This window comes from Curvibacter cyanobacteriorum (genome assembly GCF_028649475.1).
GTDB lineage: Bacteria > Pseudomonadota > Gammaproteobacteria > Burkholderiales > Burkholderiaceae_C > Curvibacter > Curvibacter cyanobacteriorum.
On record NZ_JAQSIP010000010.1, the window covers coordinates 48,463 to 75,107 of the forward strand.

The following is a 26,645-nucleotide window of genomic DNA, read 5'->3' on the forward strand; positions in this document are numbered from 1 at the left end:
GACTGCGCATGACCACCCTGCCTACCGCCCAGCCCGGAGCCCTTGCCGGCCTCAAGGTGTTGGACCTGTCCCGCGTGCTGGCGGGCCCCTGGTGCACCCAGATCCTCGCGGACCTGGGCGCCGACGTGGTGAAGATCGAGCGCCCTGGTGCGGGTGACGACACCCGCCACTGGGGCCCGCCCTTCCTCAAGGATGCGCAGGGCCAGGACACGGCCCAGGCCAGTTACTTCACGGCCTGCAACCGCAACAAGCGCTCGGTGACCATCGACATGGCCACCCCGGACGGGCAGGCCCTGATCCGCGACATGGCGCTGCAAGCGGACATCGTGGTCGAGAACTTCAAGGTCGGCGGCCTGCGCCAGTACGGCCTCGACCACGCCAGCCTGCTGGCGCTGAACCCCCGCCTGATCTACTGCTCGGTGACGGGCTTTGGGCAGGATGGCCCCTACGCCGAGCGGGCCGGCTATGACCTGATGATCCAGGCCATGAGCGGCATGATGAGCATCACCGGCCGGGCCGATGACCAGCCGGGCGGCGGCCCGCTGCGCGTGGGCGTGGCGCTGACCGACCTGTTCACCGGGGTGTACGCGTCCACCGCCATCCTGGCCGCGCTCAACGTGCGCCACCAGACGGGCCGGGGGCAACACATCGACATGTCCTTGCTGGACGTGGGCATGGCCATCCTGGCCAACCAGGCGGCAGGCTTCCTCAACACCGGCCAGGTGCCGGGCCGGCAAGGCAACAGCCACCCCAGCCTCGCGCCCTACCAGGACTTTCCGACCGCCGACGGCGCCATGCTGCTGGCGATTGGCAATGACGGGCAGTTTGCGCGCTTCTGCGTGGCGGCAGGCCGGCCCGAGTGGGCCCAGGACGAGCGCTTCACCACCAACACCCTGCGCGTGAAGCACCGTGACACCCTGATCCCCATGATGAGCGAGCTGACCCGCACGCGCAACACCACCGACTGGATCACCCTGCTCGAAGACAAGGCCGTGCCCTGCGGCCCCATCAACGACATCGGGCGCGCCTTTGACGACGCCCAGGTTCAGGCACGCGGCCTGGCCGTGACGCTGCCGCGAGACGCGGGGGATGGGATCGCTGAGGTCAAAGGCGTGGCCAGCCCCCTGCGCCTGGTGGACAACCCGCCCGTGCTGCGCAACGCGCCCCCGGCCCTGGGCCAGCACACCACCGAGGTGCTGAGCGAGATGGGACTGAGCGCTGAACGCATCGCTGAACTGCGTCAATCTGGCGTGCTGTGAGGCGACCGGGCCCTGCGGCCTGACCCGGGGCTCAGCCCAGGGGCCAGCGGGCAGCGCCAAGGCGGCCCCCGCCCCACCCCAGTGGCCCGGCCCCGATTGAAGGCCCGGCCCAGGGCCTGCCCGTCAGCCGCCGGGTGCCCGACACCCCAGGGTCGTCAAAACAACCCGCAGGCCTGATGGCCTCTTGACCCGATGGCCCGGGCGCGGCCGCGCAGCCGCCACGGGTGCCGCCTGATCAGCGACTCAGAGCAAAGCCCCTCCGGGGTGTTCACCGCGCTCATAGACCACATGGGCACGCCCGACGATCAAGGGGTCGAGCTTGCCGATCTGCTGGCTGTCTTTGTTGGTGTAGCTCAGCAGGTGCAGCACATAGCGCATGGCGTTCAGGCGCGCCCGCTTCTTGCAGTCGCTCTTGATCACGGTCCAGGGCGCATCGGCCGTGTCGGTCTCAAAGAACATGGCTTCCTTGGCGCGCGTGTAGTCGTCCCACTTGTCCAGCGAAGCCTTGTCGATGGGGCTGAGCTTCCATTGTTTCAAGGGGTGCGATTCACGCTCCTTGAAGCGGCGGCGCTGCTCCTTTTGGCTGACCGAGAACCAGAACTTGATCACGTGCACGCCGCTGCGCACCAGGTTGCGCTCGAACTCCGGGGCCTGGCGCATGAACTCGGTGTACTCGGCGTCGCTGCAAAAGCCCATCACACGCTCGACGCCGGCGCGGTTGTACCAGCTGCGGTCAAACAGCACGATCTCGCCACGCGTCGGCAGGTGCTGCACATAGCGCTGAAAGTACCACTGACCGCGCTCGATGTCGGACGGCTTCTCCAGCGCCACCACGCGCGCACCGCGCGGGTTCAGGTGCTCCATGAAACGCTTTATGGCGCCCCCCTTGCCGGCCGCGTCACGGCCTTCGAACAGGATCACCACGCGCTGGCCGGTCTCCTTGACCCAGGCCTGCAGCTTGAGCAACTCGACCTGCAGGCGGAACTTCTCGCGTTCGTAGGAGGCGCGGCGCATCAGGTGGCGGTAGGGGTAGCCCCCGTCGCGCCAATCGGCGGCCAGCGCTTCGTCGGGGTTGCCGCGCACGGCAGGGGCCTGGTCGAGCCCGTGCAGGGCCTCTTGCAAGACCTGCAGATCGTCCTGCGATGCGCCCTCCAGCAAGGCACGCAGGGTTTGGCTCCGCTCGGCGGCGGGCGTCGGGTTGTGGGCATCGAGCAGCGACATCACCACCGACAGTTGCTGCGCCTGGGCCGCATCGGTGGCCTCATGGGCCACATGGCGCGCCAAGGCCTGGGGTTTGACCGACGGCGCCACATCCCCGCGCCGTGCGGCCCGGCTGCGCGCCACAGGGCGGCGAATCGGCCGCGCCGGGGGCGCCGATTCCAGGGGCGCGGCGGCGGGGGTTTTTCGTTCAGTCATATCGTGTCTCCCGAAAAGAAGCTTGAGTATCGGTGCGGCCTGCCGGCATGGCCCACACCGTGGGCGCGCCCAGGGGCCGCTGGTCATCTGCGGCTCATTGTCCGCCGCCCCCGCTGGCGCAACTTGACCCGCGTCAATGGTTTCCCAAGCACCGAAAACAAGTTACAAAGAGAACCCGATCTGCTGGCTGAAAGACCAATCATGATGGAACTCCTGAGCTCTCCGCAGGCCTGGATGGCGTTCGCCACCCTGACCGCCCTCGAACTGGTGCTGGGCATCGACAACGTCATCTTCATCTCGGTGCTGGTCGACCGCCTGCCGCCGGCCAAACGCGAACTGGCGCGGCGGCTGGGCCTGTTCATGGCGATGTTCATGCGCATCGGACTGCTGCTGGTGCTGTCCTGGATCATTGGCCTGACCGCACCGGTGTTCAGCGTGGCCGGGCAAGACATCTCGGGTCGGGACCTGATCCTGATCTGCGGCGGCTTGTTCCTGATCTGGAAGAGCACCGGCGAGATCCACCAGACCCTGGAAGGCGAAGAAGATCACGCCGACGGCAAAGGCCGCAGCAGCTTCATGTCGGTGATCATCCAGATCATGCTGGTGGACCTGGTGTTCTCGCTCGACTCGATCATCACCGCGGTGGGCATGGTGGACGACGTGCGGGTCATGATCGCGGCGGTCGTCGCCTCGGTGGGCTTGATGATGGTGTTTGCGGGCGCGATCGGGCGCTTTGTGTCGGATCACCCGACCATCAAGATGCTGGCGCTGTCCTTCCTGGTGGTGGTCGGCGTGGTGCTGATCGCCGAGGGCTTTGACCACCATGTGCCCAAGGGCTACATCTACTTCGCGATGGCGTTCTCGGTGGCGGTGGAAATGCTCAACATCCGGCTGCGCCGCCGGGTGTCGACGGCCGACGCCCAGGCCCAGGTGAAGCGCGAAGGCTGACACCCCGGCTGCCGGTGGGGGCGATGTGGCCCGCCCACACAACTGGCCAAAAAATCGCATACTTGAGGCGTGGCATTTTCCACACTCCCTCGGGGTAGCCAGACCAACCCTCGGTCGGTCGCAACGCCCCCGGGGCCCGAAGGGGGCTGGTATGCGGCTGCTGAAGCGTCTTGTCTGCACCTGGGGCTGGCTCGGCCTGTTGGCGCTGAGCGCCCTGCCGGCCTCGGCGTGGGCCACCCAAGGTACCGCGGCGGGTCGGGGCGAGCCCGCCGAAGCGCGGGTGGCCGACCGGCTGCAAGCCCTGAGCCGCGCCCATGCCGCGGTGGTGGGGGTGCAAGCCCAGGCGATTGAGGGCGCGCCCTCGGTCGACACCCTGGGGGCCCAGCGCTCCGGCACCGGGGTGGTGATTGGCCCCGATGGCCTGACCCTGACCATCGGCTACCTGATCCTTGAAGCCCAGCAACTGCAGATCACCACCGCCGACGGCCAAACCCTGCCGGCACGCACCGTGGCCTATGACCCGGCCACAGGCTTTGGGCTGCTCAAGCCCCTGCTGGCCACCCCCGCCCTGCCCGCGGTCCCGCTGGGGACCATGACGGGCTTGCAGGTGGGCGACGACCTGCTGACCTTCACCGGGGCCGGCAACGACGAAACCGCCGAGGTCAGCCCGACCCGCTTGATGAGCCAGCGCCCCTTCTCCGGTGCGTGGGAGTACCACATCGAGGCCGCGCTGTTCACCAGCCCGCCGATTGCCCGCCACTCCGGGGCCGCGCTGTTCAACCAGCGCGGCGAACTGCTGGGCATCGGCAGCCTGCGCGTGCCCAATGCGGCAGACCCGAACCGGCGCCTGCCCGGCAACCTGTTCGTGCCGGTGGACCTGCTCAAGCCCGTGCTCAGCGAGTTGCTGCAAAACGGCAGCAGCCGCAGCAGCCGCCAGCGACCCTGGCTGGGCCTGAACGCCAGCGATGCGGCCGGTCGGATCCAGATCGTCAAGGTGACCGAGGGCGGTCCGGCCGCCCAGGCTGGCTTGCAGGCCGGTGACCTGGTGCTGGCGGTGGACGGCAGCGGCGTCAGTTCGCTGGAGGGCTTCTACAAAACGCTGTGGGCCCACCCTGCCCTGGACCAGCCCGTGGAGTTGACCGTGCTGCAAGGCGCGACGCTGAAGCAGATCCGGCTGCAGGCCATCCCCCGGCTGCGCAGCCTGCGCCAGCCCGAGGGCATCTGAGCGCCCGCCGCAGCAGCGCGCGCGCCCGCCTCAGCCCCCGCGCAGGCCGGAGGCCACGCTGGGGTGCTGCAAACGCAAGCGCAACTCCGCCTTCAGGCGCTGGTTGAGCAGGCGCCGGGATTCACTCATGAAGCTCAGCAAGCTGACCGGCAGTTGCTCGCGGGCCTCGGCGCGGGCCACGCGCGGTGGCCGGGGCAGGCCGTACAAGTCGGCCGCCAGGTCGAAATAGTCGCCCATCAGCAGGTGCGCGTCATCACAGACGTTGTAGGTGCGCTGGGCTTGCCCCCGCCAAAGCGCCACCGAACACGCCCGGGCCAGGTCGTCGGCGTGGATGTGGCAGGTGTAGACATCGTCCTCGCGCCGCAGCACCGGCGTGCCGCGCAGCAAGCGCTCGCGCGGCGTGCCCCCCGGGCGGTCGGGGGCGTAGATGCCCGGGATGCGCAGGATGCTGGTGCGCACGCTGCGCCCCAGGTGGCGCACCACGCGCTCGGCGTCCACCCGGCGCTGGGCACGCGGGGTGCTGGGCTGCACCGGCCGCGACTCGCTGACCAGCGCCCCGCCACAGTCGCCATAGACCCCGCTGGTGGACCCATAGACCAGCGCTTGGGGCAGGCTGCGGCTGCGCAGCACCCGGCTCAGGGCCAGGGTGCGCGGGTCGCGCCACCATTCGGCCTGGCCTTCGGTGGGGGGCGGCGCCAGGTGCAGCACCCGGGTCGCCAGCCCGGCCAGTCGGCGCAGGCTGGCGGGCTGGTCCAGGTTGCCCTGCAAGGGGGTCACACCCAGCGCCCGCAAGGCGGGCATGCGCTCGGGCGACGAGGTCAGGGCCAGCACCCGCGCGCGGCCCTGCAACTGGCGCGCCACACGTTGACCGACATCACCACAGCCCACGATCAGCACACGTTGACGGCGAAAGCGCGCAGGCAGCGCGCCGAGGGGGAACTGGTTTGAAGGCAAAATCGGGGCTTCACAGATTTCTAAAGACGGCCCCGAGGATACCCAAAAGATGAGCTTCAACGTCACCGTACAGCCCAGTGGACGCGCATTCACCGCCAACCCCGACGAAGCCGTGTTGGCCGCCGCCATACGCCAAGGCGTGGGCCTGCCCTACGGTTGCAAGGACGGCGCCTGTGGCTCCTGCAAATGCAAGAAGCTGGAAGGCAGCGTGGTCCATGGCGACCACCAGGCCAAGGCGCTGAGCGCCGAGGAAGAAGCCAACGGCTTCATCCTCACCTGCTGCGCCATCCCGCAGAGCGACCTGGTGCTGGAATCGCGTCAGGTGACCGACGAAAGCGCCTTCCCGATCAAAAAGATGCCGGCCCGCGTCGCGGCGCTGGAAAAGGTCTCCGCCGACGTCATGAAGCTGCGCCTGCAACTGCCGGCGGCCGAGACCTTCCGCTACCACGCGGGTCAGTACGTGGAATTCATCTTGCGGGACGGCGCACGCCGCGCGTATTCGATGGCCAACGCCCCCCACACCCAGGCCGAAGCGCCGGGCGTGGAACTGCACCTGCGCCACATGCCTGGCGGCAAGTTCACCGACCATGTGTTCGGGGCCATGAAGGAAAAAGACATCCTGCGCATCGAAGGCCCGTTCGGCAGCTTCTACCTGCGCGAAGACAGCGACAAGCCCATCGTGCTGCTGGCATCGGGCACCGGCTTTGCCCCCATCAAGGCGCTGATCGAACACCTGCAGTTCAAGGGCAGCTCGCGCCCGGTCACGCTGTACTGGGGGGGCCGCCGCCCCGGCGACCTGTACCTGGACGCCTGGGTGCAAGCCAAGGTCGCCGAGATGCCGCAACTGCGCTACGTGCCGGTGGTGTCCAACGCCCTGCCTGAAGATGGCTGGACCGGCCGCACCGGCTTTGTGCACCAAGCCGTGCTGGACGACTTTGCCGACCTCTCGGGCCACCAGGTCTACGCCTGCGGTGCCCCCATCGTGGTCGAGTCGGCCCGCGTGGCCTACAGCGCCGAGCGCGGCCTGCCCGCGGAAGAGTTTTACGCCGACGCCTTCACCAGCGAAGCCGACAAGCACGCAGCCTGAGCCTCTGCCTCTGCCTTCTGCCTCTGGGCGGGCGCCAGCGTGACCCGCCGCCCGGCGGGACCCGATTGAAAAAAAAAGCCACAGGGCAGTCAGGCGCTGTGGCTTTTTTGCTGTGGGGCGGGCCGCCCGCCCGGAGGGGGCGGCCTGCGGGCTCAGGAGGCCGGGGTGGCTTTGGCGGCGTCCGGCTTGCCCGCCTCGGACTTGCTGTGCTTCTTGGCGTGCTTGGCCTTGGCATGGGTGTCGGTCGATGCGGCCACCTTGCCGGCGTCGGCCTTCGGGGTCTCGGCCTTCACCGCCGGGGCCGGTGCGGCGGTGGGGCCCGCGACGATGGCTGGGGTGGTGGCTGGGGTGGTGGCTGGGGTGGTGGCCGGGGCTTGGGCGAAGGCCGCTCCGCTGAGACCGAACACAGCGCTCACCAGCGCAGCAGAGACAAGGGCGTTGACTTTCATGGTGCATCCTTCAGTGGCATGGAGACGACCTCCATGGGACTGACAACGCGCCAGCCCCGCGGCGGTATCACATCGGCCACGCAAAGCGTTGTAAGCGTTTGTCACGCCCGCGCAGAGGCGGGACAATGGGGCATGAACCGCAGACACCTCCTCCTGGCAGGCTTGGCCGCCACCCCGCTGTCCTTTTGGTCCGAACGCTCGGCCCTGGCCCAGAGCGCACGACCGATTCGCTTGATCGTGCCCTATGCCCCGGGCGGCCCGATCGATGTCACGGCACGGGTGCTCGCCGAACGGGTGAAGGACACGCTGGGCCCGGTCATCGTCGACAACAAGCCCGGCGCAGGCGGCAACATCGGCGCCGACCTGGTGGCCAAGGCCGCCCCCGATGGCCTGACCCTCGGGATTGCCGCCACGGCCACCCACGCGGTCAACCCCTGGTTGTACACACGCATGCCGTATGACGCGGCCCGCGACTTCACGCCCATCACGCAGATCCTGCGGGTGCCGAACGTGCTGGTCGTGAACGCCGACACCGCGCGGCGCCTGAACATCAACACCCTGGCCGACCTGGTGGCCTATGCCCGCGCCCACCCGGCCAAGCTCAACTTCGGCAGCGGCGGCAGCGGCAGCGCCGGCCACCTGGCGGGTGAAATGTTCAAGGCCCAGGCGGGCATCTTTGCGCTGCACATCCCCTACAACGGCGGCAACCCGGCGCAACTGGCGCTGCTGGCAGGCGAGGTGGACTTCAACTTCGACAACCTGGCCACCGCAGCGCCCAACATCCGTTCGGGCAAGCTCAAGGCGCTGGCCGTGACCACGGCACAACGCAGCCCCCTGTTGCCCGAGGTGCCCGCCATCGCCGAACAGTACAAAGGCTTCAGCATCGACACCTGGTGGGGGCTGGTGGCCCCGGCCCACACGCCCAGGGACGTGGTCACCAAACTGAACCAGGCCTTTGTTGCGGCCTTGAACGCCCCCGAGACCAAAACCCGCTTTGCCGCCCTGATGGCCGAGCCGGTGCCCAGCAGCCCCGAGCAATTTGGCAGCTTCATGAAAAGCGAACTGGCCAAGTACGAGAAGGGGGTCAAGGCATCGGGCGCCAAGGTGGACTGAGCCCACCGCCCGGGCCCGCGCCACCGGCCCGCCACGCGCCAAGGTGCCCGATGGCGGCTGGCGACCAGGGCGCCGCCCGGTCTGGCAGGTCACGCCACCGGGCCCAGGGCCACGGCCGGCCCGGCAGGGCGCGTCAGGCAGACCTCAAAGCCGTTCGATGCGCTGGTCCGCGACGGCGGCCAGGGCATCGGGGCGGACCCCCTCGGGCCACAGCTCGGCCAGCGGCAACAGCACAAAAGCGCGCTCGTGGCAGCGGGGGTGGGGCACGGTCAGTTCGGGGCTGTCCAGGCGCAGCGCGCCGTACATCAACACGTCCAGGTCCAACGTGCGGGGTGCATTGCGGTAGGGGCGCTCGCGTCCCTCGGCCTGCTCCAAGGCCTGCAAGGCGTGCAGCAAGGCCAGTGGCGACAGCGTGGTCTGCAGCGCCGCGACCGCGTTCACAAAGTCGGGGCCGCCCGCGTCCACCGGGGCACTGCGGTACAGCGACGAGGCGCGCAGGCCCTGGCAGCCCGGCAGTTGGGTGGCCAGCGCGCGCAGCGCGCGCTCGACCGTGGCCCGGGCATCGCCCAGGTTGCCACCGATGCCGATGTAGGCCGTCACCGGCGCGTCGGGCACGGCCTCGGGCCGGCCCAGCGGCGCGGCGGGGTCCCAAGCCGTCAAAAACACCCCCGACAAAGCCAATCAGCCCGGACCGGCGTCACTGGCCGGCGGCGCGGCGGCGCGGTCGCCACTGGGCTTGCGGCGGCGGCGGCGCTTCTTGGGTGCGGCCTGGCCTTCGGCCCCGCCCTCGGGGGCGGGAGCGCCAGGGGCGTCCACCGCGGCGCCTTCACCGCGCGGCGGGACGTCGGCGGGGTCTTTGCGCGGCGCGCGGCGCACGCTGGGGGCCTGGGCCTTTTGGCGGGCTTTTTGCTCTTCGCGGGCTTGGTCCAGCAGGTCTTCGCGGGTGTTGTCGTCCCCGGTGCTGAATTCTTCCCACCACTCGGCCAGGGCTTCATCGACCTCACCGACGTCAGCGCGCAGGCGCATGAAGTCAAAACCGGCGCGGAAGCGGGCTTGCTCGACCAGGCCGTAGGGCGTGCTGCCGACGCGCTTCTCAAAGCGCGGTTGCATGACCCAGATCTCGCGCATGTCGGCGGCCAGCTTGCCACGGCCCGAGACGTCGCCAATGCGGGCGCTGAACACCTCGTCAATGGCCTCTTGCAAAGCCGGGAACGGGTGCTGGCGTTGGGCCAGGCGCTGCTCCCAGCCCTCGCGCACGTCCTGCCACAAGACGGTGGCCAGCAAGAAGCTGGGCGCCACCGGCTTGCCTTCGTTCACGCGGCGGTCGGTGTCTTGCAGGGCGGCGGTGACAAAGGGCGAATCTGCGCGCTCCACCACCACATCGAGCAGCGGGTAGATGCCCCGCGAGAGGCCCAGTTTCTTGAGCGTGGCGATGGTCGCCAGCGCGTGCCCGGTTTGCAGCAGCTTGAGCATTTCGTCGAACAAGCGGCTTTGCGGCACATCGGCCAGCAAGGACTGCGAGGCCACCAGCGGCGCCGCCGTCTTGGGTTCGAGCTCAAAGCCCAGCGGGCTGAGCTTGGCCGCAAAACGCACCGCGCGGATGATGCGCACCGGGTCTTCGCGGTAGCGCGTGGCGGGGTCGCCGATCATGCGCAAGACCTTTTTCTTGGCGTCCTGGATGCCCTTGTGGTAGTCCACCACGACCTGGGTTTCAGGGTCGTAGTACATGGCGTTGATCGTGAAGTCACGGCGCACCGCGTCTTCCTCCTGCGGGCCCCAGACGTTGTCGCGCAGCACGCGGCCACTGGCGTCCACGGCGTGGGTCATGCCGGCCAGCGCGTGCTTGCTGGTACGCTCGTTGCCACTGACCTGCTGCTCGACCGCGGTGTTGTCCAGGTAGGCACGGAAGGTGGACACCTCGATCACCTCGTGCTCGCGCCCGCGCCCATGGACCACGTGCACGATGCGGAAGCGCTTGCCGATGATGAAGGCGCGCCGGAACAGGCCCTTGACCTGCTCCGGGGTGGCGTTGGTGGCGACGTCAAAATCTTTGGGGCGCAGCCCCAGCAGCAAATCACGCACCGCACCGCCGACGATGTAGGCCTCGTAACCCGCGTCCTGCAGGGTGCGCACCACGTCGTTGGCGCGGCGGTCGACCAGCTCGGGGTTGATGCCGTGCACGCTGAAAGGCACTTCCTCGCGCTTGCCGAACTTGGGCTTGCTGCCCTTGGCGGCAGGGGCCGAGGCTTTGCCCAGCAATTTGTCGATGAACTTCTTGATCATGTTGTTTTTGTAAACAGGTCCAGGATGGGCCAGGCGCGGCTCTGGGCCAGGGCTCGCAGGCGCTCGTCAGGGTTGGTGGCCACGGGGTGATTCACCTTCTCCAGCAGCGGCACATCGTTGGTGGAATCGCTGTAGAAAGTGCTCTCGACTTGCGACCAGTCCAGCTGGCGCGCAGCCAGCCATTGTTCCATGCGCAGCACCTTGCCCTCGCGCATGGAGGGAATGCCGTCGATTTCGCCGGTGAACCAGCCCTGCGCGTCGCGCTGCAACTGCACCGCAATCAGCTCGCTGACGCCCAGCGCGCGGGCGATCGGGCGGGTCACGAACTCGTTGGTGGCGGTGATGATGATCACGGTGTCGCCTGCGGCCTGGTGGCGCCGCAGCAGGGCCAGGGCGGACTCGGTGATGACGGGCTCGATCACCTCGCGCATGAACTGCTGATGCGCCTCGGCGGCCTTCTCGGGCCCCTGGCGGCGCACCGCGTCAATCGCAAAGCGCACGTAGTCGTGCACGTTCAGCGTGCCCGCTTGGTAGTGGGCAAAAAACTCGTCGTTGCGGCGCGCGAACTCGACCGCATCGGTCCAGCCAATGCGGGTGGTGAACTGGCCCCAGGCGTAGTCGGAGTCGATCGGCAGCAGGGTGTGATCGAGGTCGAACAGCGCCAGTTTCAAGGGAGAGGAAGACATGACAAACAGGTAACGGCCTGCTCACTCGGATTCGAGCATGGCCTTGATGAGGGGAATGGTGATGGCACGCTGGGTGCGCAGGGCAAAGCCGTCGAGCTGGTCGATCAGTTGCATCAGGCTGCCGAGGTCGCGCGAGAAGCGGTTCAGCATGAAATCCATCACCTCGTCACTGAGGAAGATGCCACGGGCATCGGCCTCCTGCCGCAGCACGGCGCGCCGCTCGGGCTCGCTGAGCAGCTGCAGGTGGAACACATGGCCCCAGCCCAGGCGGGTGCGCAGGTCTTCGCGCAGCTTGAGGTCGGCCGGGGGCAGCTCGCCGGCGGCCAGCACCCAGCGCTGGTGCGCGTGGGCGTTGACGAACCAGTTGAACGCCATGTGCTGCTGGGTCGCGGTGTAGAGGTGCACCTCGTCCATCAACACAGCAGCCCAGCTTTCTTCGTACTCGGGGGGCTCGTGCATGCTGGCGTCCATCCAGCCCACGCGGGCGCCGTGGTCGCGCAGCGCCGCCTGCACGGCCTTGAGCAAATAGGTCTTGCCACAGCCGCTGTCGCCCCACAGGTAGGTGGGCACCGGCGAGCGCAGGTCCTGGCTGCTGCCGTCGCCGGCCCAGATCTCCAGGTGGCGCAGCGCGGCTTCGTTGGGGCCGGCGAAAAAACGATCCAAGGTGGGGCCGGACGCCAGACCGATGTCGAGGGCCAGTTGTTTCATGAGCATGCCAGGCCTCAACCGGTGTACAGGCGGCTGCCCAGGTAACCGGCCCGCACGCGCCGGATGGCCACCAGGAGCACGGCGCTGGCCGGCAGCGCGATCAGCACGCCGACAAAGCCCAGCACCTGGCCAAAGGCCAGCAAGGCAAAAATCACCACCAGCGGGTGCAGGCCAATGCGCTCACCGACCAGGCGCGGCGTCAGGATGAAGCTCTCGACAAACTGCCCCAGGCCGTAAACCACGGCCACCATCAGCAGGGCCTTGAGCGAGGCAAACTGCAAAAAGCCCGACACCAGCGCCATCACCAGCCCGAGGCCGAAACCCAGGTAAGGCACGAACACGGCGAGGCCCGTGAAGATGCCAATCGGCACCGCCAGCTCCAGCCCAAACAGGGCCAGCCCGACGCTGTAGAACACCGCCAGCAACAGCATCACCAGCAGCTGACCGCGCAGGTACTGGCCCAGCACGCCATCAGCTTCGTTGACAAAGCTGTCGTAGCCCTCGCGCAGGCGCGGCGGCACCAGCTCGACAAAGAGGCTGACGAAGCGGTTCCAGTCCATCAACAGGTAGAACAGCGCCACCGGAATCAACACCGCGTTGCCCAGCACCGCCAGGGCCACGCTGCCGCCCAGCTTGAGCGAGGACAGCACCGAAGCGGCCATGTCCTCGGCATTGGTGTTGAGGTATTTCAGCACCAGGGTCTTGAGTGAGCCCATGTCGAGCATCAGCTTGAAGCCGAACTGCGCGGCCAGGGGCTTGATCAGGTCGTTCAGGCGGTCCAGCAGCAGGGGCACCTGTTCACGCATCAGGGGCAGTTCCTTGGCCAGGATGGGCACCAGCAGGGTGACCAGGCTCAGCACCGCAATCAAAAACACCACCTCGACGATCAACACCGCGGCCACCCGCGGCAAGCGGCCCCGGCCCAGGTCGTCGAGCCAGTTGACCATCGGCGTGAGCGCGTAAGCCAGCACCGCGGCCACCACAAAGGGGGCCAGCACAGGCTTGAGCAGCGACAGCAGCAACAGCAGCCCGACGCCCATGGCCGCCCAGGTGGCAGCGCGTTTTTGAGTGGTGGAAAAATGCATCAATGAAGAGGTTGCGGACGCCCGCTTCGGGTCAGCCCTTAAAATCACCGTAAATTCTAGTCGCCGTGCACGCCTGTCCGTGCCGTCCATTCAAATGAGCTCCTCCACATCTTCCTCCACTCCCCTGTCCTACAAAGACGCTGGCGTTGACATCGACGCCGGCGACGCCTTGGTCGAGCGCATCAAGCCGCTGGCCAAGAAAACCATGCGCGAAGGGGTTTTGGCCGGCATCGGCGGCTTTGGTGCTTTGTTCGAAGTGCCCAAGCGCTACCAAGAACCGGTGCTGGTCAGCGGCACGGACGGCGTGGGCACCAAGCTCAAGCTGGCCTTCGAGTGGAACATGCACGACACCGTGGGCATCGACCTGGTGGCCATGAGCGTCAACGACGTGCTGGTGCAAGGCGCTGAGCCGCTGTTCTTCCTGGACTACTTTGCCTGCGGCAAGCTGCATGTGGACACCGCCGCGGCGGTGGTGGGCGGCATTGCCCGTGGTTGCGAGCTGTCGGGCTGCGCCCTGATCGGCGGTGAAACTGCCGAGATGCCCGGCATGTACCCCGACGGTGAATACGACCTGGCGGGCTTTGCCGTCGGCGCCGTGGAAAAGTCGAAGATCCTGACCGGCCAAAACGTGAAGGCCGGCGACGTGGTGCTGGGCCTGGCTTCGGCGGGCGTGCACTCGAACGGTTTCAGCCTGGTGCGCAAGGTGATCGAGCGCGCGGGCGCCGACCTGCCCGCCACCCTGGACGGCCAACCGTTCAAGCAAGCCATCATGGCGCCCACCCGCCTGTACGTGAAGCCGGTGCTGCAAGCGCTGGCCCAACACCCGATCAAGGCCCTGGCCCACATCACCGGTGGCGGCCTGCTCGAGAACATCCCGCGCGTGCTGCCCGAAGGCACCGCTGCCCACCTGCAAAAGGGCAGCTGGCCCCAGACCGAGCTGTTCGCCTGGCTGCAAAAAGTGGCCGGCATTGACGACATCGAGATGAACCGCACCTTCAACAACGGCATCGGCATGGTCGTGGTGGTCGATGCGGCAGACGCCGAAGCCACCGCCGCCACGCTGCGCGCGGCCGGTGAAACCGTCTACACCATCGGGGCCATCGCCCCGCGCGGCGACGGTGCCGCCGTGGTCGTGGCCTGAGTCCGACCCCACCCCGCGTGGCCGCCCTGCCCCAGGGCCGCGGCCGCGCCCCACGCCAGCCCATCGGGCTGGCTTTTTTTTGGCCTGAGCGCGGCCGCGGCAAGCGCCGGCTCGCCATCCCTCAAAGATGTCCGAAAATGATCGGCACCTGTCCCACACCGTGCGGCAACATCCGCAGAAATGCGGAAAATTCAAGCCATCCCTAATCCTGATGGAGTCTGAAAATGAGCACCGCCCTGATCGTGATTGATGTGCAGGAATCGTTTCGCCACCGCCCCTTCTTCACCGAACAGGACCTGCCGGCCTACCTGGCCGCGCAAAACGCCCTGATCGAGGGCGCCATCGCCCACAAGCTGCCGGTGCTGCGGGTCTTCCACAGCGACGGCCCCGAAGTGGCCGACAACCCGTTCTCCCAGGTGTCGGGCCAGGTGCGCCCGCTGCAAGGTCTGGCGGACTTCGAAGCCACGGCCACCTTCACCAAGCGCCGCCACAGCGCGCTGGTCGGCACCGGGGTCGATGTCTGGCTGACCCGCAACGGCATCCAGCGCCTGATCGTCAGCGGCATCCGCACCGAGCAGTGCTGCGAGACCACCACGCGCCATGCCTCGGACCTGGGCTGGCAAGTCGACTTCGTCACCGAAGCCACGCTGACCTGGGCCATGACCCAACCCGATGGCAGCACCCTGAGCGCCGCCGACATCGCGCTGCGCACCGGCACCGTGCTGCAAGGCCGCTTTGCCACCCTGTGCAGCGTCAGCGAGGCCCTGGCCCGCGCCCAGGCTGCCGCATGAGCCCCGTGCCGCCCCCGGGCGCTCAGCGCCCGCTGCAGATCGCCATCCTGGCTTTTGACGAGGTCGAGGCACTGGACCTGGCCGGCCCTTACGAGGTCTTCACGACCGCGGCCCGCATGGCCGCCCGCATGGCCTCCGAGGCGGGCCAGCCACCGCCCGCAGACAGCCCGGCCCACTGGCAGGTGCTGTGCGTGGGCGCCAGCCGCCAGCCCGTGCGCGCCCGCGCCGGCATGACCCTGCTGCCCAGCCACGAACTGGCCCAATGCCCGCACCCCGACCTGCTGGTGGTGCCCGGTGGGGTGGTGGACGCGGCACTGCGCAGCCCCGCCACCCTGGCCTGGGTGCGCAGCGCGGCCGAACACGCCCAAGTCACCGCCTCGGTCTGCACCGGGGCCTTCATCCTGGCCGCGGCCGGGGTGCTGCACGACCAGACCGTGACCACCCACTGGGAGGACGTCGCCGACCTGCGCCGGCAGTACCCGGCGTTGACGGTGCAGGAAGGGGTGCGCTGGGTGGACCAGGGGCGCCTGGTCACCTCGGCCGGCATCAGCGCAGGCATCGACATGAGCCTGCACCTGGTGGCACGCCTGGGCTCGCTCGCCCTGGCCGAGCGCACCGCCCGCCAAATGGACTACCGATGGCTGCGCCACCCCGCCTGAACGCGCCGCCCAGGGTGCCCGACGGGGGGCCCCTCCTGGCGGCGGCAGCGCCCCGGATCGCCGTGCATTTTGTGCTGCTGCCCGACAGCCTGATCCTGGACTGGGCGGGCCCGGCCGAGGCGCTGCGCATCGCCAACCAGGCCCGCCTGGCCCAGGGCCTGCCTGCGGTGTTCGAGCTGCACTTTGTGGGCCCAAGCCCGCACACCCGCAGTTCGGTAGGGGCCCACATCAGTGGGCTCGCACCACTGCCCGAACTGGGGCCGCGGGGGGCGACTGCCGAGGCCGCCCAGGCCGCCGCGGTCGCTGACGCGCATCCATCGCAGCCCTCGCCCGGCGTCGACTGCGACTGGGTCGTGGTGGTGGGTCAGCCGGGCCGCACCGTGGCGCTGGACCACCCCGAGGGCCGCGCGGTGCTGCACTGGCTGCGCGGTCTGCGCCTGCAGGCCGGGCGGCTGGAGCTGCTGTGCGTTTGCGCCGGCGCCGTCATCGCGGCCCATGCGGGCCTGCTCAGCGGCCACCGCGTCACCACCCACCACCAGCACCTCGATGAACTGCGGGCCGCCGACCCGGCCTGCGAGGTGGTGCAGAACCGGGTCTTTGTGCTGGACAACCCGGTCAGCACCAGCGCCGGGGTGACCACCGGCATCGACCTGTTCCTGCACCGCATTGCCCAGCACTGCGGCCCGGCGCTGGCCGCCCAGGTGGCCCAGACCCTGGTGATGGGCTGGCGCCGGGGACCGCAGGCGCCGGAACTGTCGCCGTTCCTGCACCACCGCGACCACCTGCACCCCGCCCTGCACCGGGTGCAGGACGCGGTGAGCCAGGAGCCCCAGCGCGACTGGAGCGTGCCCCGCATGGCCGAGGTGGCCCACACCTCAGCGCGCCACCTGGGTCGCCTGTTCACCGAGCACGCAGGCATCGCGCCACTGGACTATGTGCGCCAATTGCGGCTGGCGGTGGCCGAAACCGCCTTGCAAGCGGGGCTCAACGTGACCCAGGCGGCCGCGATGGCGGGCTTCAGCTCGGACACCCAGTTGCGCCGCACCTGGCGTGACCTGGGGCGCGCTGGTGCGCCGTCGCAATGGACGCGCCGCGCCGCCCCGCATTGACCTCCGCCCCCATTGAGGCCCGCCCACGCTTGGCGACCACACCGGAGCGCTGAGGCCAGGCAGACGCCGGTGCCTCAGGGGCGGGCGCTGCGCAGCTCGGCCAGGCGCACCGCCACCAAGCCCAGGTCCACCGCGTCGTGGGCGTGTTCGAGGTAGGTTTTGAGGTCGCGCTCGGCCAGCTCATCACGGCCCTGTTCGGCGTGCGCCAGGCCGCGGTCGCGGTACTCGGCCCAGACCTGGGGCTGCAACACGATGAGGCGGTCTTGCACCGCCACCATGCGGGCCCAGTCCTGCTGCGAACGGTGGATCTCTTTGAGGTTGCGCAGCAGCCGGGCCAGGATGTCGCGCGGCGGTGTGGCTTGCAGGTACAGGCCCAAAGGGGCCTCGAAATCATCGACCAGACCGCTGCGGTGGCGAAACGGCTCCAGGCGCTCCGACAGGGCCTCTTTGCCCAACGACTGGCCATTGATCGGGTCCAGCACCACCTGCCCGCCCGCGAGGTTGACCTTGATGAGGAAGTGCCCCGGAAACCCCACGCCCTGCGCCTTCAGGCCCAGGCCTTGCGCCAGCTCGAGCCAGAGGATGGCCAGCGACACTGGAATGCCCCGCCGCGTGCGCAGGACCGCGTTGAGGTAGCTGTTGTCGGGGTCGTAGTAGTTGTTGAGGTTGCCGCCAAAACCCAGGTCGTGATAGAAAAACTGGTTGAGGGTTTGCAGCTTCTGGAGCGACGAGGCGCCCGCCTTGAGGCGCCGCCCCAGGCGGGCTTGCAGCTGGTCCAGGTCACCCAGCACCTGCTGCACGTCGAGTTCGGGCTCATCGTCCTGGGCCACGCTGGCCGCGGCCTCGAGCAGCGGAAAGTGGACATCGGACTGCACCAGGGTGCTGAAGTAGCCCAGCGGCGTCGGCAAGGAAAAGGAGAAACCCATCACTGGTTTTTAACGAGTGCCCCGGGGAGCGTCAAGCCAAAACCCTGCCAGCGGCCTAGCGGCGCAGCAGCTGCCGCAGCTTGACGCCGGCCGCCCACAGGGCGCCAAAGTAAATCAGCACCGAGCCCAGCAGCAGCGCGGCCAGCAGGCCCACGCGGTGCCAAGGTTGTTCGCGCAGCGCCACCCAGGCAAATTCATTGGCCGCCCACATCAAAAAGATGGCCAACATGGCACTGCCGGCCACCACCTGCAGCAAGAACAGGCTCCACCCAGGCAACGGCCGGTACGAACCGCGGCGCACCAGGCCGATCAGCAGCCAGGTGGCATTGATCAGGGCGCCCAGGCCAATCGACAAGGTCAGGGCCGCGTGCTGGAAGTACGGCACCAAGCCATAGTTGAGCACCTGGGTCAGGCACAGCACCACCAAGGCGATCTTGACTGGCGTGCGGGTGTCCTGGTTGGCAAAGTAGCCGGGCGCCAGCACCTTGATGGCCACCACGCCAATCAAGCCCACGCCCCAGCCCATCAGGGCGGTGGTGGTCTGCAACACATCGCGCTCGGAGAACTGGCCGTAGTGGTAGAGCGTGGCCACCAGCGGCTTGGCAAAGGTCAGCAGCGCCACCGCGCTGGGCACCGACATCAGCACCACCAGGCGCAAGCCCCAGTCCAGCAGGTCGGAATAGGCGGCGGTGTCCTTCTTGCTGCGGGCGGCGGCCAGTTGCGGCATCAGCACCACGCCCAGGGCCACGCCCAGCATGGCGGTGGGGAACTCCATCAGGCGGTCGGCGTAGGTGATCCAGCTCACGCTGCCGGGCGCCAGGTGCGAGGCGATCTGGGTGTTGATCATCATCGAGATCTGCGCCACGCCCACACCGAGCAAGGCGGGCAACATCAGACCCACCACCTGCTGGGTGGCGGGGTCCGCCCAGGCCTGGCGCACGCGGCCCCAGCTCAAACCAATGCGCGGCAGCAGGCCCAGGCGGGCCAGCACCGGCACCTGCAGCAGCAACTGCAACAGGCCGCCCAGCATCACGCCGCCGACCATGGCAAAAATGGGTTCAATGTTGAGGCGCGCCAGCCAGGGGGCCCCCTGCCAGGCGGCGAGGATCATCGACAGGTTCAGCAGCACCGGGGTGGCGGCCGGCACGGCAAAACGCCGCCAGGTGTTGAGCACGCCGGCCGACAAGGCGACCATCGACATGAAGCCGATGTAGGGGAACATCCAGCGCGTCATGAACACCGCGGCGTCATAGCCTTCGGGGTCCTGCTGCAGGCCGCTGGCCATGGCCCAGACCATCCACGGGGCCCCCAGCACGCCCAGCACACAGGTCAGCACCAGCGCCCAGGCCAATACCGTGGCAACGCGGTCGATGACCAGGCGGGTGGCTTCTTCGCCGTGCTGCTCCTTGCTGGCGGCCAAGGCCGGGATGAAGGCCTGGCTGAAGGCCCCTTCGGCAAAAAACCGACGAAAAAGGTTGGGAATCCGGAAAGCCACATTGAAGGCATCGGTCATGGCGCTGGCGCCAAACGCAGAGGCCATCAACAGCTCGCGCACCAGCCCGGTGACGCGCGAAGCCAGGGTGAACAAGGAGACGGTGGAGGCGGCTTTGAAGAGTGACACCCGTGCAGTGTATTCGCTGTCTGTGACAGGCCCTCTAGGCCCAGCAGCGCACTTGGGTTAGAATCGCGGGCTTTGCTGGCAACATCTCCAAACACACAAGGAATTAAAAATGGCATCTACCAAGCCCAAGAAAAAGAACCCGCGCCTGGCCTCCGGCCGCAAGCGCGCACGCCAAGACGTGAAGCTGAACGCAGCCAACACGTCCCTGCGCTCCAAATACCGCACCGCTGTGAAGAACGTCGAAAAGGCGGTCGCAGCCGGTGACAAGACCAAAGCTGCTGAAGCCTTCGCCAAGGCCCAGAGCGTGGTCGACATCGTGTCCGACAAGGGCATCTTCCACAAGAACAAGGCCGCTCGCGACAAGAGCCGCCTGGCTGCCAAGGTCAAGGCCCTGGCCCTCGCCGCCTGATCTTTCAGGCAAACAGCCCGGGTGAAAGAAGCGCAAGCCCTTTGACCCGCCGTTTGTAACGGGTGCGCTGTCAGCAAAGCAAAAACCGCCTTCGGGCGGTTTTTTGTTGCCTGTCGTTGGGACCATCAGCCCGCCATCCCCTCGACCACCCCGCCAAAGGTGCGACGCCGACGCAGCGTCGAACAAGCCCCAGGCGCGCCAAAACAAGCGGGCGCGCAGGCTCGGATTCAGGTGCAGATTCGGACACCAGCGCCGGTGCCGGTCTCAAGCCTGGTCAAAGGGTGAAATGCTCCGTGCCCCGCGGGCACCGTGCGCCCGCCACCACGCCGGAGGCTGGCGGCCAGCCGACTCAGGGCTTCTTGGGGGCGTCGGGCACCAGACAGGCCTCGACCACCTGCAGGTGGTTGTCACGGGCGAAATTGAGGGCAAAGTCCCAGGCCATGGGCTCGTGGTCGCGCAGATCGCGGTGCACCACCACGCATTTGACCCCATTGAGGGTGGTGGGAATGCACCAGGGCGAGTAGCTCAGGTGGCTGCCCGGCTGGGCGCCGCCGGGGCGAAATTGGCTCATCACGCCCGCCAGGCGCTCCGCCCAATCGCTGGGCCGGAAGGTCTTGCCATCTTGGGTGAGGCCCTGGATGAAGACTTCTTTGGCGGAATCAGAAACCATGGGATGTGCGCTTTGGGGGTGGGTCAAACCGGGGGTGGGACACCCTCGGTCGGGCAGCAGTATTCTATCTTATATAAGACTAAAAACCATCAGGCGACATGCATTGCTGTAATGCGAAATGGTCAAAAAAGCATCACCGCGCTGCGCCTAAAATTACGTTTCAGCGGAACGATTCTCGCTGAACCCCGTCGCCATGGACCTATAAGCCCTGTTTTGGAGTACAGCATGACCGCTTTGATTGAGGCCTCTTCGCCCCACGTAATGAACACCTACGGCCGACTGCCGATCGCCATGTCGCATGGCCAAGGCGCCTGGGTCTGGGACGTGAACGGGCGCAAGTACCTCGACGGCCTGGGTGGCATCGCGGTCAACACCCTGGGCCACAACCACCCCAAGCTGGTGCCCGCCCTGCAGGACCAGATCGCCAAGCTCATCCACTGCTGCAATTACTACCACGTGCCGGGCCAGGAAGAACTGGCCAAGAAACTGGTCGAGTTCTCGGGCATGAGCAATGTGTTCTTCTGCTCGACCGGCCTGGAAGCCAACGAAGCCGCGCTCAAGCTGGCGCGCAAGTTCGGCCATGACAAGGGCATCGAGCGCCCCGAGATCGTGGTCTACGAGAAAGCCTTCCATGGCCGCTCGATCGCCACCCTGTCGGCCACCGGCAACGAAAAAATCCAAAAGGGATTTGGCCCCCTGGTGGAGGGCTTCATCCGCGTCCCGGTCAACAACATCGAGGCCCTCAAGCAGGCCACCGCCGGCAACCCCAATGTGGTGGCCGTGTTCTTTGAAACCATCCAGGGCGAAGGCGGCATCAACGCCATGCACCTGGACTACCTGCGCCAGGTGCGCGCGCTGTGCGACGAGCGCGACTGGCTCATGATGATTGACGAAGTGCAGTGCGGCATGGGCCGCACCGGCAAGTGGTTTGCCCACCAATGGGCTGGCATCGTGCCCGACGTGATGCCCCTGGCCAAGGGCCTGGGCTCGGGCGTGCCGATCGGCGCGGTGGTCGCAGGCCCCAAGGCGGCCGGCATCTTCCAGCCGGGCAACCACGGCACCACTTTTGGCGGCAACCCGCTGGCCATGCGCGCCGGGGTGGAAACCATCCGCATCATGGAAGAAGACGGCCTGCTGGCCAACGCCGCCCAGGTGGGTGAACACCTGCGCGCAGCCCTGCAGCGCGAGCTGGGCAGTGTGCCCGGCGTGAAGGAAATCCGCGGCCAAGGCCTGATGCTGGGCATCGACCTCGACCGCCCCTGCGGCGTGCTGACCCAGCGCGCGGCCGACGCCGGTCTGCTGCTGAGCGTGACCGCCGACAGCGTGATCCGTCTGGTGCCGCCGCTGATCCTCAGCGCCGAGGAAGCCGACCAGATCGTGGCCATCCTGGCCCCGCTGGTGAAGGCCTTTTTGTCGGAGTCCAAGCAATGAGTCCCACGCCCCTGCGCCACTACCTGCAATTCAATGACCTGACGGCCGACGAATACGCCCATGTGCTGCAACGCGCGGCCGTCATCAAGAAGAAGTTCAAGGCCTACGAGAAGTACCACCCGCTGGCCGACCGCACGCTGGCGATGATCTTCGAGAAGGCCAGCACCCGCACCCGGGTGAGCTTTGAAGCCGGCATGTACCAGCTCGGGGGCTCGGTCGTGCACCTGACCACCGGCGACAGCCAGCTGGGCCGGGCCGAACCGATCGAGGACAGCGCCAAGGTCATCAGCCGCATGGTTGACCTGGTGATGATCCGCACCTACGGCCAGGACAAGATCGAGCGCTTTGCCGAGCATTCGCGCGTGCCGGTCATCAACGGCCTGACCAACGAGTTCCACCCCTGCCAGATCCTGGCCGACATCTTCACCTACATCGAGCACCGCGGCTCGATCCAGGGCAAGACGGTGGCCTGGGTGGGTGACGGCAACAACATGGCCAACACCTGGCTGCAGGCGGCCGAGTTGCTGGACTTCAAGGTGCACGTCAGCACCCCCAGCGGCTACGAAGTCAACGAGGCGGTGGCCGGCGTGCGCCAGCAAGACTGCTTCAAGGTCTTTGCCAACCCCATGGAAGCCTGCCGCGATGCCGACCTGGTGACCACTGACGTCTGGACCAGCATGGGCTACGAGGCCGAGAACGAAGCCCGCCGTGCGGCCTTTGCCGACTGGTGCGTGGACACCGAGATGATGAAGGTCGCCCGCCCGGACGCCCTGTTCATGCACTGCCTGCCCGCGCACCGCGGCGAGGAAGTGGAAGCCGACGTCATCGATGGCCCGCAATCGGTGGTCTGGGACGAAGCCGAGAACCGCATGCACGTGCAGAAGGCTTTGATGGAATTCCTGCTGCTGGGCCGCGTGGCCTGAGGCCCTGCCGCGTCGATCCGCCCATGACCCATCCCTGCCTGAGCTGTGGCGCCTGCTGCGCCTCCTACCGGGTTGATTTTTCAGTCTATGAGCTCGACGACGCGGGCGGCAAGGTGCCGTCTGGCCTGGCGGTCGAGGTCAACGGCAGCACCTGCCGCATGCGGGGCACCGACCACGTCCCGATCCGCTGCGCGGCGCTGACCGGCCAGATCGGCCAGCGCGTGGGCTGCGGCATCTACGAGTGGCGCCCCTCGCCCTGCCATGAACTCGAACCCGGCGATTACGGCTGCGAAAAAGCCCGCGCCCGGCATGGCCTGCCGCCCTACGCCGAGGCCGTGGGCGACCGCATCGTCTGAGGCCTGTGCGCGGGCGCGGGCGCAGGCCCCACCGCCCGGCGGCCAGCGGGCGCCCTGCCCCCCGCGGCCAGCGGTCGCCCTCCCCCCTGCGGCCGGCTGACCGGCCCCGTGCTTTTCAGCGGCCGGGGCGCATCCAGACCGGCGCCCGCTCGCGCGGGTCTCCCGGGTCACCCGAGTGGAGCGACTGAAGCGACTGGGGCGACTGGGACAACTTGGCCAGCGTCTTGGCCGGTGCCGCACACCCAGTGCAATCGCTGCAGGCGCTGCAGCCCGGCGCCTCACCGAGGCCCTTTTGCAGGCGGCCCAGCGGGCGGCGCCAGGCGGCCGGCATCCAGTACCAGAACGCGTAGCCACCAGCGACCATCACCACGCCCCCGACCAGAAAGTGCTGCCACATGTTCAAGCCCCCCCCAGCCACGACGCGACGCGGTAGGTGAGCCAGCTGGCCCCGTAGGCCAGGGCAAACAGGTACCCGGCCATCAAGGCCACATAGCGCCAGCTGTTGGTCTCGCGGCGCACAGCCGCCAGGGTGGAGATGCACTGCGGCGCAAACACATACCAGACCAGCAGCGACAGGGCCGTGGCCAGCGACCAGCTGTGGGCGATCAGGGGCCCCAGCGCTGCGGCCACATCGTCACCGCTGGCCGACAGGGCATACACCGTGCCCAAGGCCCCCACCGCGACCTCGCGGGCGGCCAGGCCGGGCACCAGGGCGATGGCGATTTGCCAATTGAAACCGATCGGGGCAAACACCCACTCCAGGGCCTGGCCCAATTGCCCGGCCAGGCTGTACTGGATGGCAGGCCCGGTGGCGCCCTCGGGCGGGCCCGGGAAGGTGGACAGGAACCACAGCAGGATCATCAGGGCGAGGATGATGCTGCCCACGCGCTTGATGAAGATCATCGCGCGCTCCATCAGGCCCAGCATCAGGTTGCGCACACCAGGCACCCGGTAGGCGGGCAACTCCATCACCAGCGGGGTGGGCCCCACCTTGCCGCGCCACAGCTTGAACACCGCGGCCACGGCCATGGCGCCCAGGATGCCGCCGGCGTACAAGCCGAACATCACCAGGCCCTGCAAATTGAACACCCCGGCCACCGTGCGCTCGGGAATGAAGGCGCTGATCAGCAGGGCGTACACCGGCAGCCGGGCCGAGCAGGTCATCAGCGGCGCGATCATGATGGTCACCAGGCGGTCGCGCCAGTGGGTGATGGTGCGGGTCGCCATGACGCCCGGAATGGCGCAGGCAAAGCTCGACAGCAGCGGAATGAAAGACCGCCCCGACAGGCCCACGGTGCCCATCACGCGGTCCAGCAGGAACGCCGCGCGCGGCAAGTAGCCCGAGTCCTCGAGCACCAGGATGAAGAAGAACAGGATCAGGATCTGCGGCAAGAACACCAGCACGCCCCCGGCGCCCGCGAGCACACCGTCGGTGATCAGGCTTTGCAGCACGCCCTCGGGCAGGTGTTCGCGCACCAGTTCGGCCAGCGCCTCCACCCCGCCCTTGATGGCGTCCATGGGCACCGTGGCCCAGCTGAACACCGCCTGGAACATCATGAACAGCGTGAACGCCAGGATCAACATGCCCCACAGCGGGTGCAGCACAACGCCGTCGATCGCGTCGTCGCCGCGCAGGCTGTCACGCCGCGCCTGCACCGCGAGGCGCAGGATCCGGCGCACCTCCAGCTGGGTGGCGGTGACCTCGTCAAAATGCGGCGGCTGCCACGGGGTGTGGGCGCGATCGGCCGCGCCCGCGGCCTGCCATTGATCGAGGTAGGCGAGCAACTCGCGTGCGCCATCGTGGCGCACGCCCACGGTCTCGAGCACGGGCAGGCCCAGCTCGCGCGACAGCACCTCGCGGTCAATCACGATGCCCTCGCGGCGCGCTGCGTCGCTCATGTTCAGGGCCAGCACCATGGGCAGGCCCAGGGCCTTGGCTTCCAGCACCAGGCGCAGGTTGAGCTGCAGGTTGGTCGCGTCAGCCACGCAGACCAACAGGTCCGGCAGGGGCTCCCCGGGGCGGTGGCCGGTGACGATGTCGCGCGTCACGGCCTCGTCGGCGCTCAGCGCGTTCAGGCTGTAGGCCCCGGGCAGGTCCAGCACCACGACGCGGCGCCCGCCAGCGGTGTGCAAGGCGCCCTCTTTGCGCTCGACCGTCACGCCCGCGTAGTTGGCCACCTTCTGGCGGCTGCCCGTGAGCAGGTTGAACAGGGCGGTCTTGCCGCAGTTGGGGTTGCCCAGCAGGGCGGCCCGCACCGGGCGGGTCAGGGCCTCGGCCGCGCTCATGCAGCACCTCCGGCCTGAGGCGCGGTGGCGCTCACGCGGACCAAAGCGGCCTCGTGGTGGCGCAAGGCAAACGTGGTGTGCCCCACCCGCACGGCGATGGGGTCGGCCGACGGGAAGCCCTTGGCAATCACCTTCACCGGCTCGCCTGGCAGAAAGCCGATTTCAAGCAGGCGCAGCAGCAGGTCGTGGTCTTGTGGCGCATTGCGGGTGTCCAAGCGCGACACCCAGGCCTCGGTGCGCAGGGGCAGTTCATGCAGACCCAGATCAGCACCAGGTCGGGAAGCTAGGGAGTGGGAAGCGCTTGGCACAGCTGCCTTTTGAATGAAAACAATTCTTATTCTAGCGGCTCGCAAAATTGCCATCTCGTTGTAAAAAACCGACACCACGAGGTCTTCAAGGCCATTAACTTCACGCCCCATGACAAAGCTCTGGGATCTCTGGGACATTTCCCCCCCACTCCACGCCGACGCACCGGTCTTTCCGGGCGACACGCCCTACCAGCAACACTGGAACGCCCGCATCACGCCCGAGTGCCCGGTCAATGTGGCCACCCTCACACTGTCGCCCCATGTCGGCGCGCACGCCGATGCCCCCCTGCACTACGACCCCGAGGGCGCGCCCGTTGGACTGCTCGACCTGGCCCCTTTCCTGGGCCCCTGCCGCGTGATCCATGCCTGCCAAGCGCGCCCGCTGGTGCAATGGCGCGACATCGAACACGCCTTGGTCGATCTGCCTGCGCGCGTGTTGGTGCGCACTTACGCGCAAAGCCCCACCCGCTGGGACCCCGATCTGCCGGCCTATGCGCCCGAGGTGCTGGAGCGCCTGGCCGACCTGGGCGTGCAGCTGGTCGGCATCGACAGCGCCAGCATCGACCCGGCCGACAGCAAGACGCTGGACAGCCACCAGGTGATCCGCCGGCGTGGCCTGCGCGTGCTGGAAAACCTGCTGCTCGACGCCGTGCCCGAGGGCGATTACGAACTCATCGCCCTGCCGCTCAAATTGATCACGGCCGACGCCTCGCCGGTGCGCGCCGTGTTGCGCCGCCCGCGCTGATGCCCACCGGCCGCCCCCTTTTTTTTGCATTGCCCAGCCCTTTCAAGAGACACCACC

Annotated in this window: 28 protein-coding genes; 14 read left to right on the top strand and 14 right to left on the bottom strand. The window is 67.9% G+C overall.

Translation table 11 applies throughout. The features are described from left to right. The first annotated feature begins 8 nt into the window (after positions 1–8). A complete protein-coding gene (locus tag PSQ40_RS18015) occupies positions 9–1,259 on the top strand; it encodes a CaiB/BaiF CoA transferase family protein (protein ID WP_273953275.1) in 1,251 nt (416 codons plus the stop codon). 243 nt (positions 1,260–1,502) lie between these two features. On the opposite strand, the gene ppk2 is transcribed toward PSQ40_RS18015, so the two are convergent. Continuing rightward, positions 1,503–2,675 (bottom strand): polyphosphate kinase 2, encoded by a 1,173-nt coding sequence (gene ppk2 / locus PSQ40_RS18020; protein ID WP_273953276.1) that lies wholly within the window; start codon positions 2,673–2,675, stop codon positions 1,503–1,505. A 201-nt stretch (positions 2,676–2,876) separates the two neighbouring features. Here ppk2 and PSQ40_RS18025 point away from each other — a divergent pair, with 201 nt between their 5' ends. Beyond that, entirely contained in the window at positions 2,877–3,623 is a 747-nt protein-coding gene (locus PSQ40_RS18025) for a TerC family protein (RefSeq protein ID WP_273953277.1), read from the top strand. 151 nt (positions 3,624–3,774) lie between these two features. Beyond that, a complete protein-coding gene (locus tag PSQ40_RS18030; protein WP_273953278.1) occupies positions 3,775–4,848 on the top strand; it encodes a S1C family serine protease in 1,074 nt (357 codons plus the stop codon). Positions 4,849–4,878: 30 nt separating this feature from the next. On the opposite strand, the gene PSQ40_RS18035 is transcribed toward PSQ40_RS18030, so the two are convergent. Further along, positions 4,879–5,802, bottom strand: coding sequence for an SDR family oxidoreductase (locus PSQ40_RS18035; RefSeq protein WP_273953279.1), 924 nt, complete (start codon positions 5,800–5,802; stop codon positions 4,879–4,881). Positions 5,803–5,851: 49 nt separating this feature from the next. Between PSQ40_RS18035 and PSQ40_RS18040 the strand changes: the two genes are divergently transcribed. Next, the gene (locus PSQ40_RS18040) at positions 5,852–6,889 is read left to right on the top strand and encodes a CDP-6-deoxy-delta-3,4-glucoseen reductase (protein WP_273953280.1); all 1,038 of its coding nucleotides are present in this window, start codon (positions 5,852–5,854) and stop codon (positions 6,887–6,889) included. A gap of 152 nt (positions 6,890–7,041) precedes the next feature. Here PSQ40_RS18040 and PSQ40_RS18045 read toward each other — a convergent pair whose 3' ends face one another. Next, positions 7,042–7,338, bottom strand: coding sequence for a hypothetical protein (locus tag PSQ40_RS18045; protein WP_273953281.1), 297 nt, complete (start codon positions 7,336–7,338; stop codon positions 7,042–7,044). Positions 7,339–7,470: 132 nt separating this feature from the next. Here PSQ40_RS18045 and PSQ40_RS18050 point away from each other — a divergent pair, with 132 nt between their 5' ends. Continuing rightward, positions 7,471–8,451, top strand: a complete 981-nt coding sequence (locus tag PSQ40_RS18050) for a Bug family tripartite tricarboxylate transporter substrate binding protein (RefSeq protein ID WP_273953282.1) — start codon at positions 7,471–7,473, stop codon at positions 8,449–8,451. Between the two features lie 144 nt (positions 8,452–8,595). Here the strand turns inward: PSQ40_RS18050 and folK are convergent, their stop codons facing one another. Genes folK through PSQ40_RS18075 form a run of 5 tightly spaced genes read right to left on the bottom strand, consistent with a single transcriptional unit; the run spans position 8,596 to position 13,213 of the window. Then, entirely contained in the window at positions 8,596–9,111 is a 516-nt protein-coding gene (folK, locus tag PSQ40_RS18055) for a 2-amino-4-hydroxy-6-hydroxymethyldihydropteridine diphosphokinase (protein ID WP_409338618.1), read from the bottom strand. A 21-nt stretch (positions 9,112–9,132) separates the two neighbouring features. Next, positions 9,133–10,734 (bottom strand): polynucleotide adenylyltransferase PcnB, encoded by a 1,602-nt coding sequence (pcnB, locus tag PSQ40_RS18060; protein ID WP_273953283.1) that lies wholly within the window; start codon positions 10,732–10,734, stop codon positions 9,133–9,135. Beyond that, entirely contained in the window at positions 10,731–11,420 is a 690-nt protein-coding gene (locus PSQ40_RS18065) for a histidinol-phosphatase (RefSeq protein WP_273953284.1), read from the bottom strand. The genes pcnB and PSQ40_RS18065 overlap by 4 nt, the downstream gene beginning before the upstream one ends. Positions 11,421–11,441: 21 nt before the next feature. Then, complete coding sequence (gene hda, locus PSQ40_RS18070; RefSeq protein ID WP_273953378.1) at positions 11,442–12,128, bottom strand: DnaA regulatory inactivator Hda; 687 nt, start codon at positions 12,126–12,128, stop codon at positions 11,442–11,444. A gap of 14 nt (positions 12,129–12,142) precedes the next feature. Beyond that, positions 12,143–13,213 (bottom strand): AI-2E family transporter, encoded by a 1,071-nt coding sequence (locus tag PSQ40_RS18075; RefSeq protein ID WP_273953285.1) that lies wholly within the window; start codon positions 13,211–13,213, stop codon positions 12,143–12,145. Between the two features lie 94 nt (positions 13,214–13,307). On the opposite strand from PSQ40_RS18075, the gene purM reads away from it, so the two are divergent. From purM to PSQ40_RS18095, 4 genes are all read left to right on the top strand, one after another. After that, entirely contained in the window at positions 13,308–14,354 is a 1,047-nt protein-coding gene (gene purM, locus PSQ40_RS18080; RefSeq protein WP_273953286.1) for a phosphoribosylformylglycinamidine cyclo-ligase, read from the top strand. Between the two features lie 224 nt (positions 14,355–14,578). After that, positions 14,579–15,145, top strand: coding sequence for a cysteine hydrolase family protein (locus PSQ40_RS18085; protein ID WP_273953287.1), 567 nt, complete (start codon positions 14,579–14,581; stop codon positions 15,143–15,145). Next, positions 15,142–15,804 (top strand): DJ-1/PfpI family protein, encoded by a 663-nt coding sequence (locus tag PSQ40_RS18090; protein ID WP_273953288.1) that lies wholly within the window; start codon positions 15,142–15,144, stop codon positions 15,802–15,804. The genes PSQ40_RS18085 and PSQ40_RS18090 overlap by 4 nt, the downstream gene beginning before the upstream one ends. Beyond that, positions 15,783–16,913 (top strand): GlxA family transcriptional regulator, encoded by a 1,131-nt coding sequence (locus tag PSQ40_RS18095; protein ID WP_273953289.1) that lies wholly within the window; start codon positions 15,783–15,785, stop codon positions 16,911–16,913. The genes PSQ40_RS18090 and PSQ40_RS18095 overlap by 22 nt, the downstream gene beginning before the upstream one ends. A 74-nt stretch (positions 16,914–16,987) precedes the next feature. Here the strand turns inward: PSQ40_RS18095 and PSQ40_RS18100 are convergent, their stop codons facing one another. Together PSQ40_RS18100 and murJ are read right to left on the bottom strand one after the other, a co-directional pair. Continuing rightward, positions 16,988–17,839: a SirB1 family protein gene (locus PSQ40_RS18100; RefSeq protein WP_273953290.1), complete on the bottom strand. Its 852-nt coding sequence runs from the start codon at positions 17,837–17,839 to the stop codon at positions 16,988–16,990. Positions 17,840–17,894: 55 nt separating this feature from the next. Further along, on the bottom strand, positions 17,895–19,460 hold the full coding sequence (gene murJ, locus PSQ40_RS18105) for a murein biosynthesis integral membrane protein MurJ (RefSeq protein ID WP_273953291.1): 1,566 nt from the start codon (positions 19,458–19,460) through the stop codon (positions 17,895–17,897). Positions 19,461–19,569: 109 nt separating this feature from the next. On the opposite strand from murJ, the gene rpsT reads away from it, so the two are divergent. Continuing rightward, entirely contained in the window at positions 19,570–19,869 is a 300-nt protein-coding gene (rpsT, locus tag PSQ40_RS18110) for a 30S ribosomal protein S20 (RefSeq protein WP_273928711.1), read from the top strand. A gap of 349 nt (positions 19,870–20,218) precedes the next feature. On the opposite strand, the gene PSQ40_RS18115 is transcribed toward rpsT, so the two are convergent. Beyond that, entirely contained in the window at positions 20,219–20,539 is a 321-nt protein-coding gene (locus PSQ40_RS18115; RefSeq protein ID WP_273953292.1) for a DUF3579 domain-containing protein, read from the bottom strand. A 225-nt stretch (positions 20,540–20,764) separates the two neighbouring features. Between PSQ40_RS18115 and PSQ40_RS18120 the strand changes: the two genes are divergently transcribed. Genes PSQ40_RS18120 through PSQ40_RS18130 form a run of 3 tightly spaced genes read left to right on the top strand, consistent with a single transcriptional unit; the run spans position 20,765 to position 23,249 of the window. Then, positions 20,765–21,970, top strand: a complete 1,206-nt coding sequence (locus PSQ40_RS18120) for an aspartate aminotransferase family protein (protein WP_273953293.1) — start codon at positions 20,765–20,767, stop codon at positions 21,968–21,970. Next, positions 21,967–22,893 carry an ornithine carbamoyltransferase gene (gene argF / locus PSQ40_RS18125; RefSeq protein WP_273953294.1) on the top strand — a complete coding sequence of 309 codons (927 nt, stop codon included), beginning with the start codon at positions 21,967–21,969 and terminating at the stop codon, positions 22,891–22,893. The genes PSQ40_RS18120 and argF overlap by 4 nt, the downstream gene beginning before the upstream one ends. Before the next feature lie 23 nt (positions 22,894–22,916). After that, a complete protein-coding gene (locus PSQ40_RS18130; RefSeq protein ID WP_273953295.1) occupies positions 22,917–23,249 on the top strand; it encodes a YkgJ family cysteine cluster protein in 333 nt (110 codons plus the stop codon). A 115-nt stretch (positions 23,250–23,364) separates the two neighbouring features. On the opposite strand, the gene PSQ40_RS18135 is transcribed toward PSQ40_RS18130, so the two are convergent. Genes PSQ40_RS18135 through PSQ40_RS18145 form a run of 3 tightly spaced genes read right to left on the bottom strand, consistent with a single transcriptional unit; the run spans position 23,365 to position 25,843 of the window. Next, positions 23,365–23,646: a hypothetical protein gene (locus PSQ40_RS18135; protein ID WP_273953296.1), complete on the bottom strand. Its 282-nt coding sequence runs from the start codon at positions 23,644–23,646 to the stop codon at positions 23,365–23,367. A gap of 2 nt (positions 23,647–23,648) precedes the next feature. Continuing rightward, a complete protein-coding gene (gene feoB, locus PSQ40_RS18140; RefSeq protein WP_273953297.1) occupies positions 23,649–25,535 on the bottom strand; it encodes a ferrous iron transporter B in 1,887 nt (628 codons plus the stop codon). Beyond that, complete coding sequence (locus PSQ40_RS18145; protein WP_273953298.1) at positions 25,532–25,843, bottom strand: FeoA family protein; 312 nt, start codon at positions 25,841–25,843, stop codon at positions 25,532–25,534. Before PSQ40_RS18145 ends, feoB begins: the two co-directional genes overlap by 4 nt. 109 nt (positions 25,844–25,952) lie before the next feature. Between PSQ40_RS18145 and kynB the strand changes: the two genes are divergently transcribed. Further along, positions 25,953–26,588: an arylformamidase gene (gene kynB / locus PSQ40_RS18150; RefSeq protein WP_273953299.1), complete on the top strand. Its 636-nt coding sequence runs from the start codon at positions 25,953–25,955 to the stop codon at positions 26,586–26,588. Positions 26,589–26,645 lie beyond the last annotated feature (57 nt).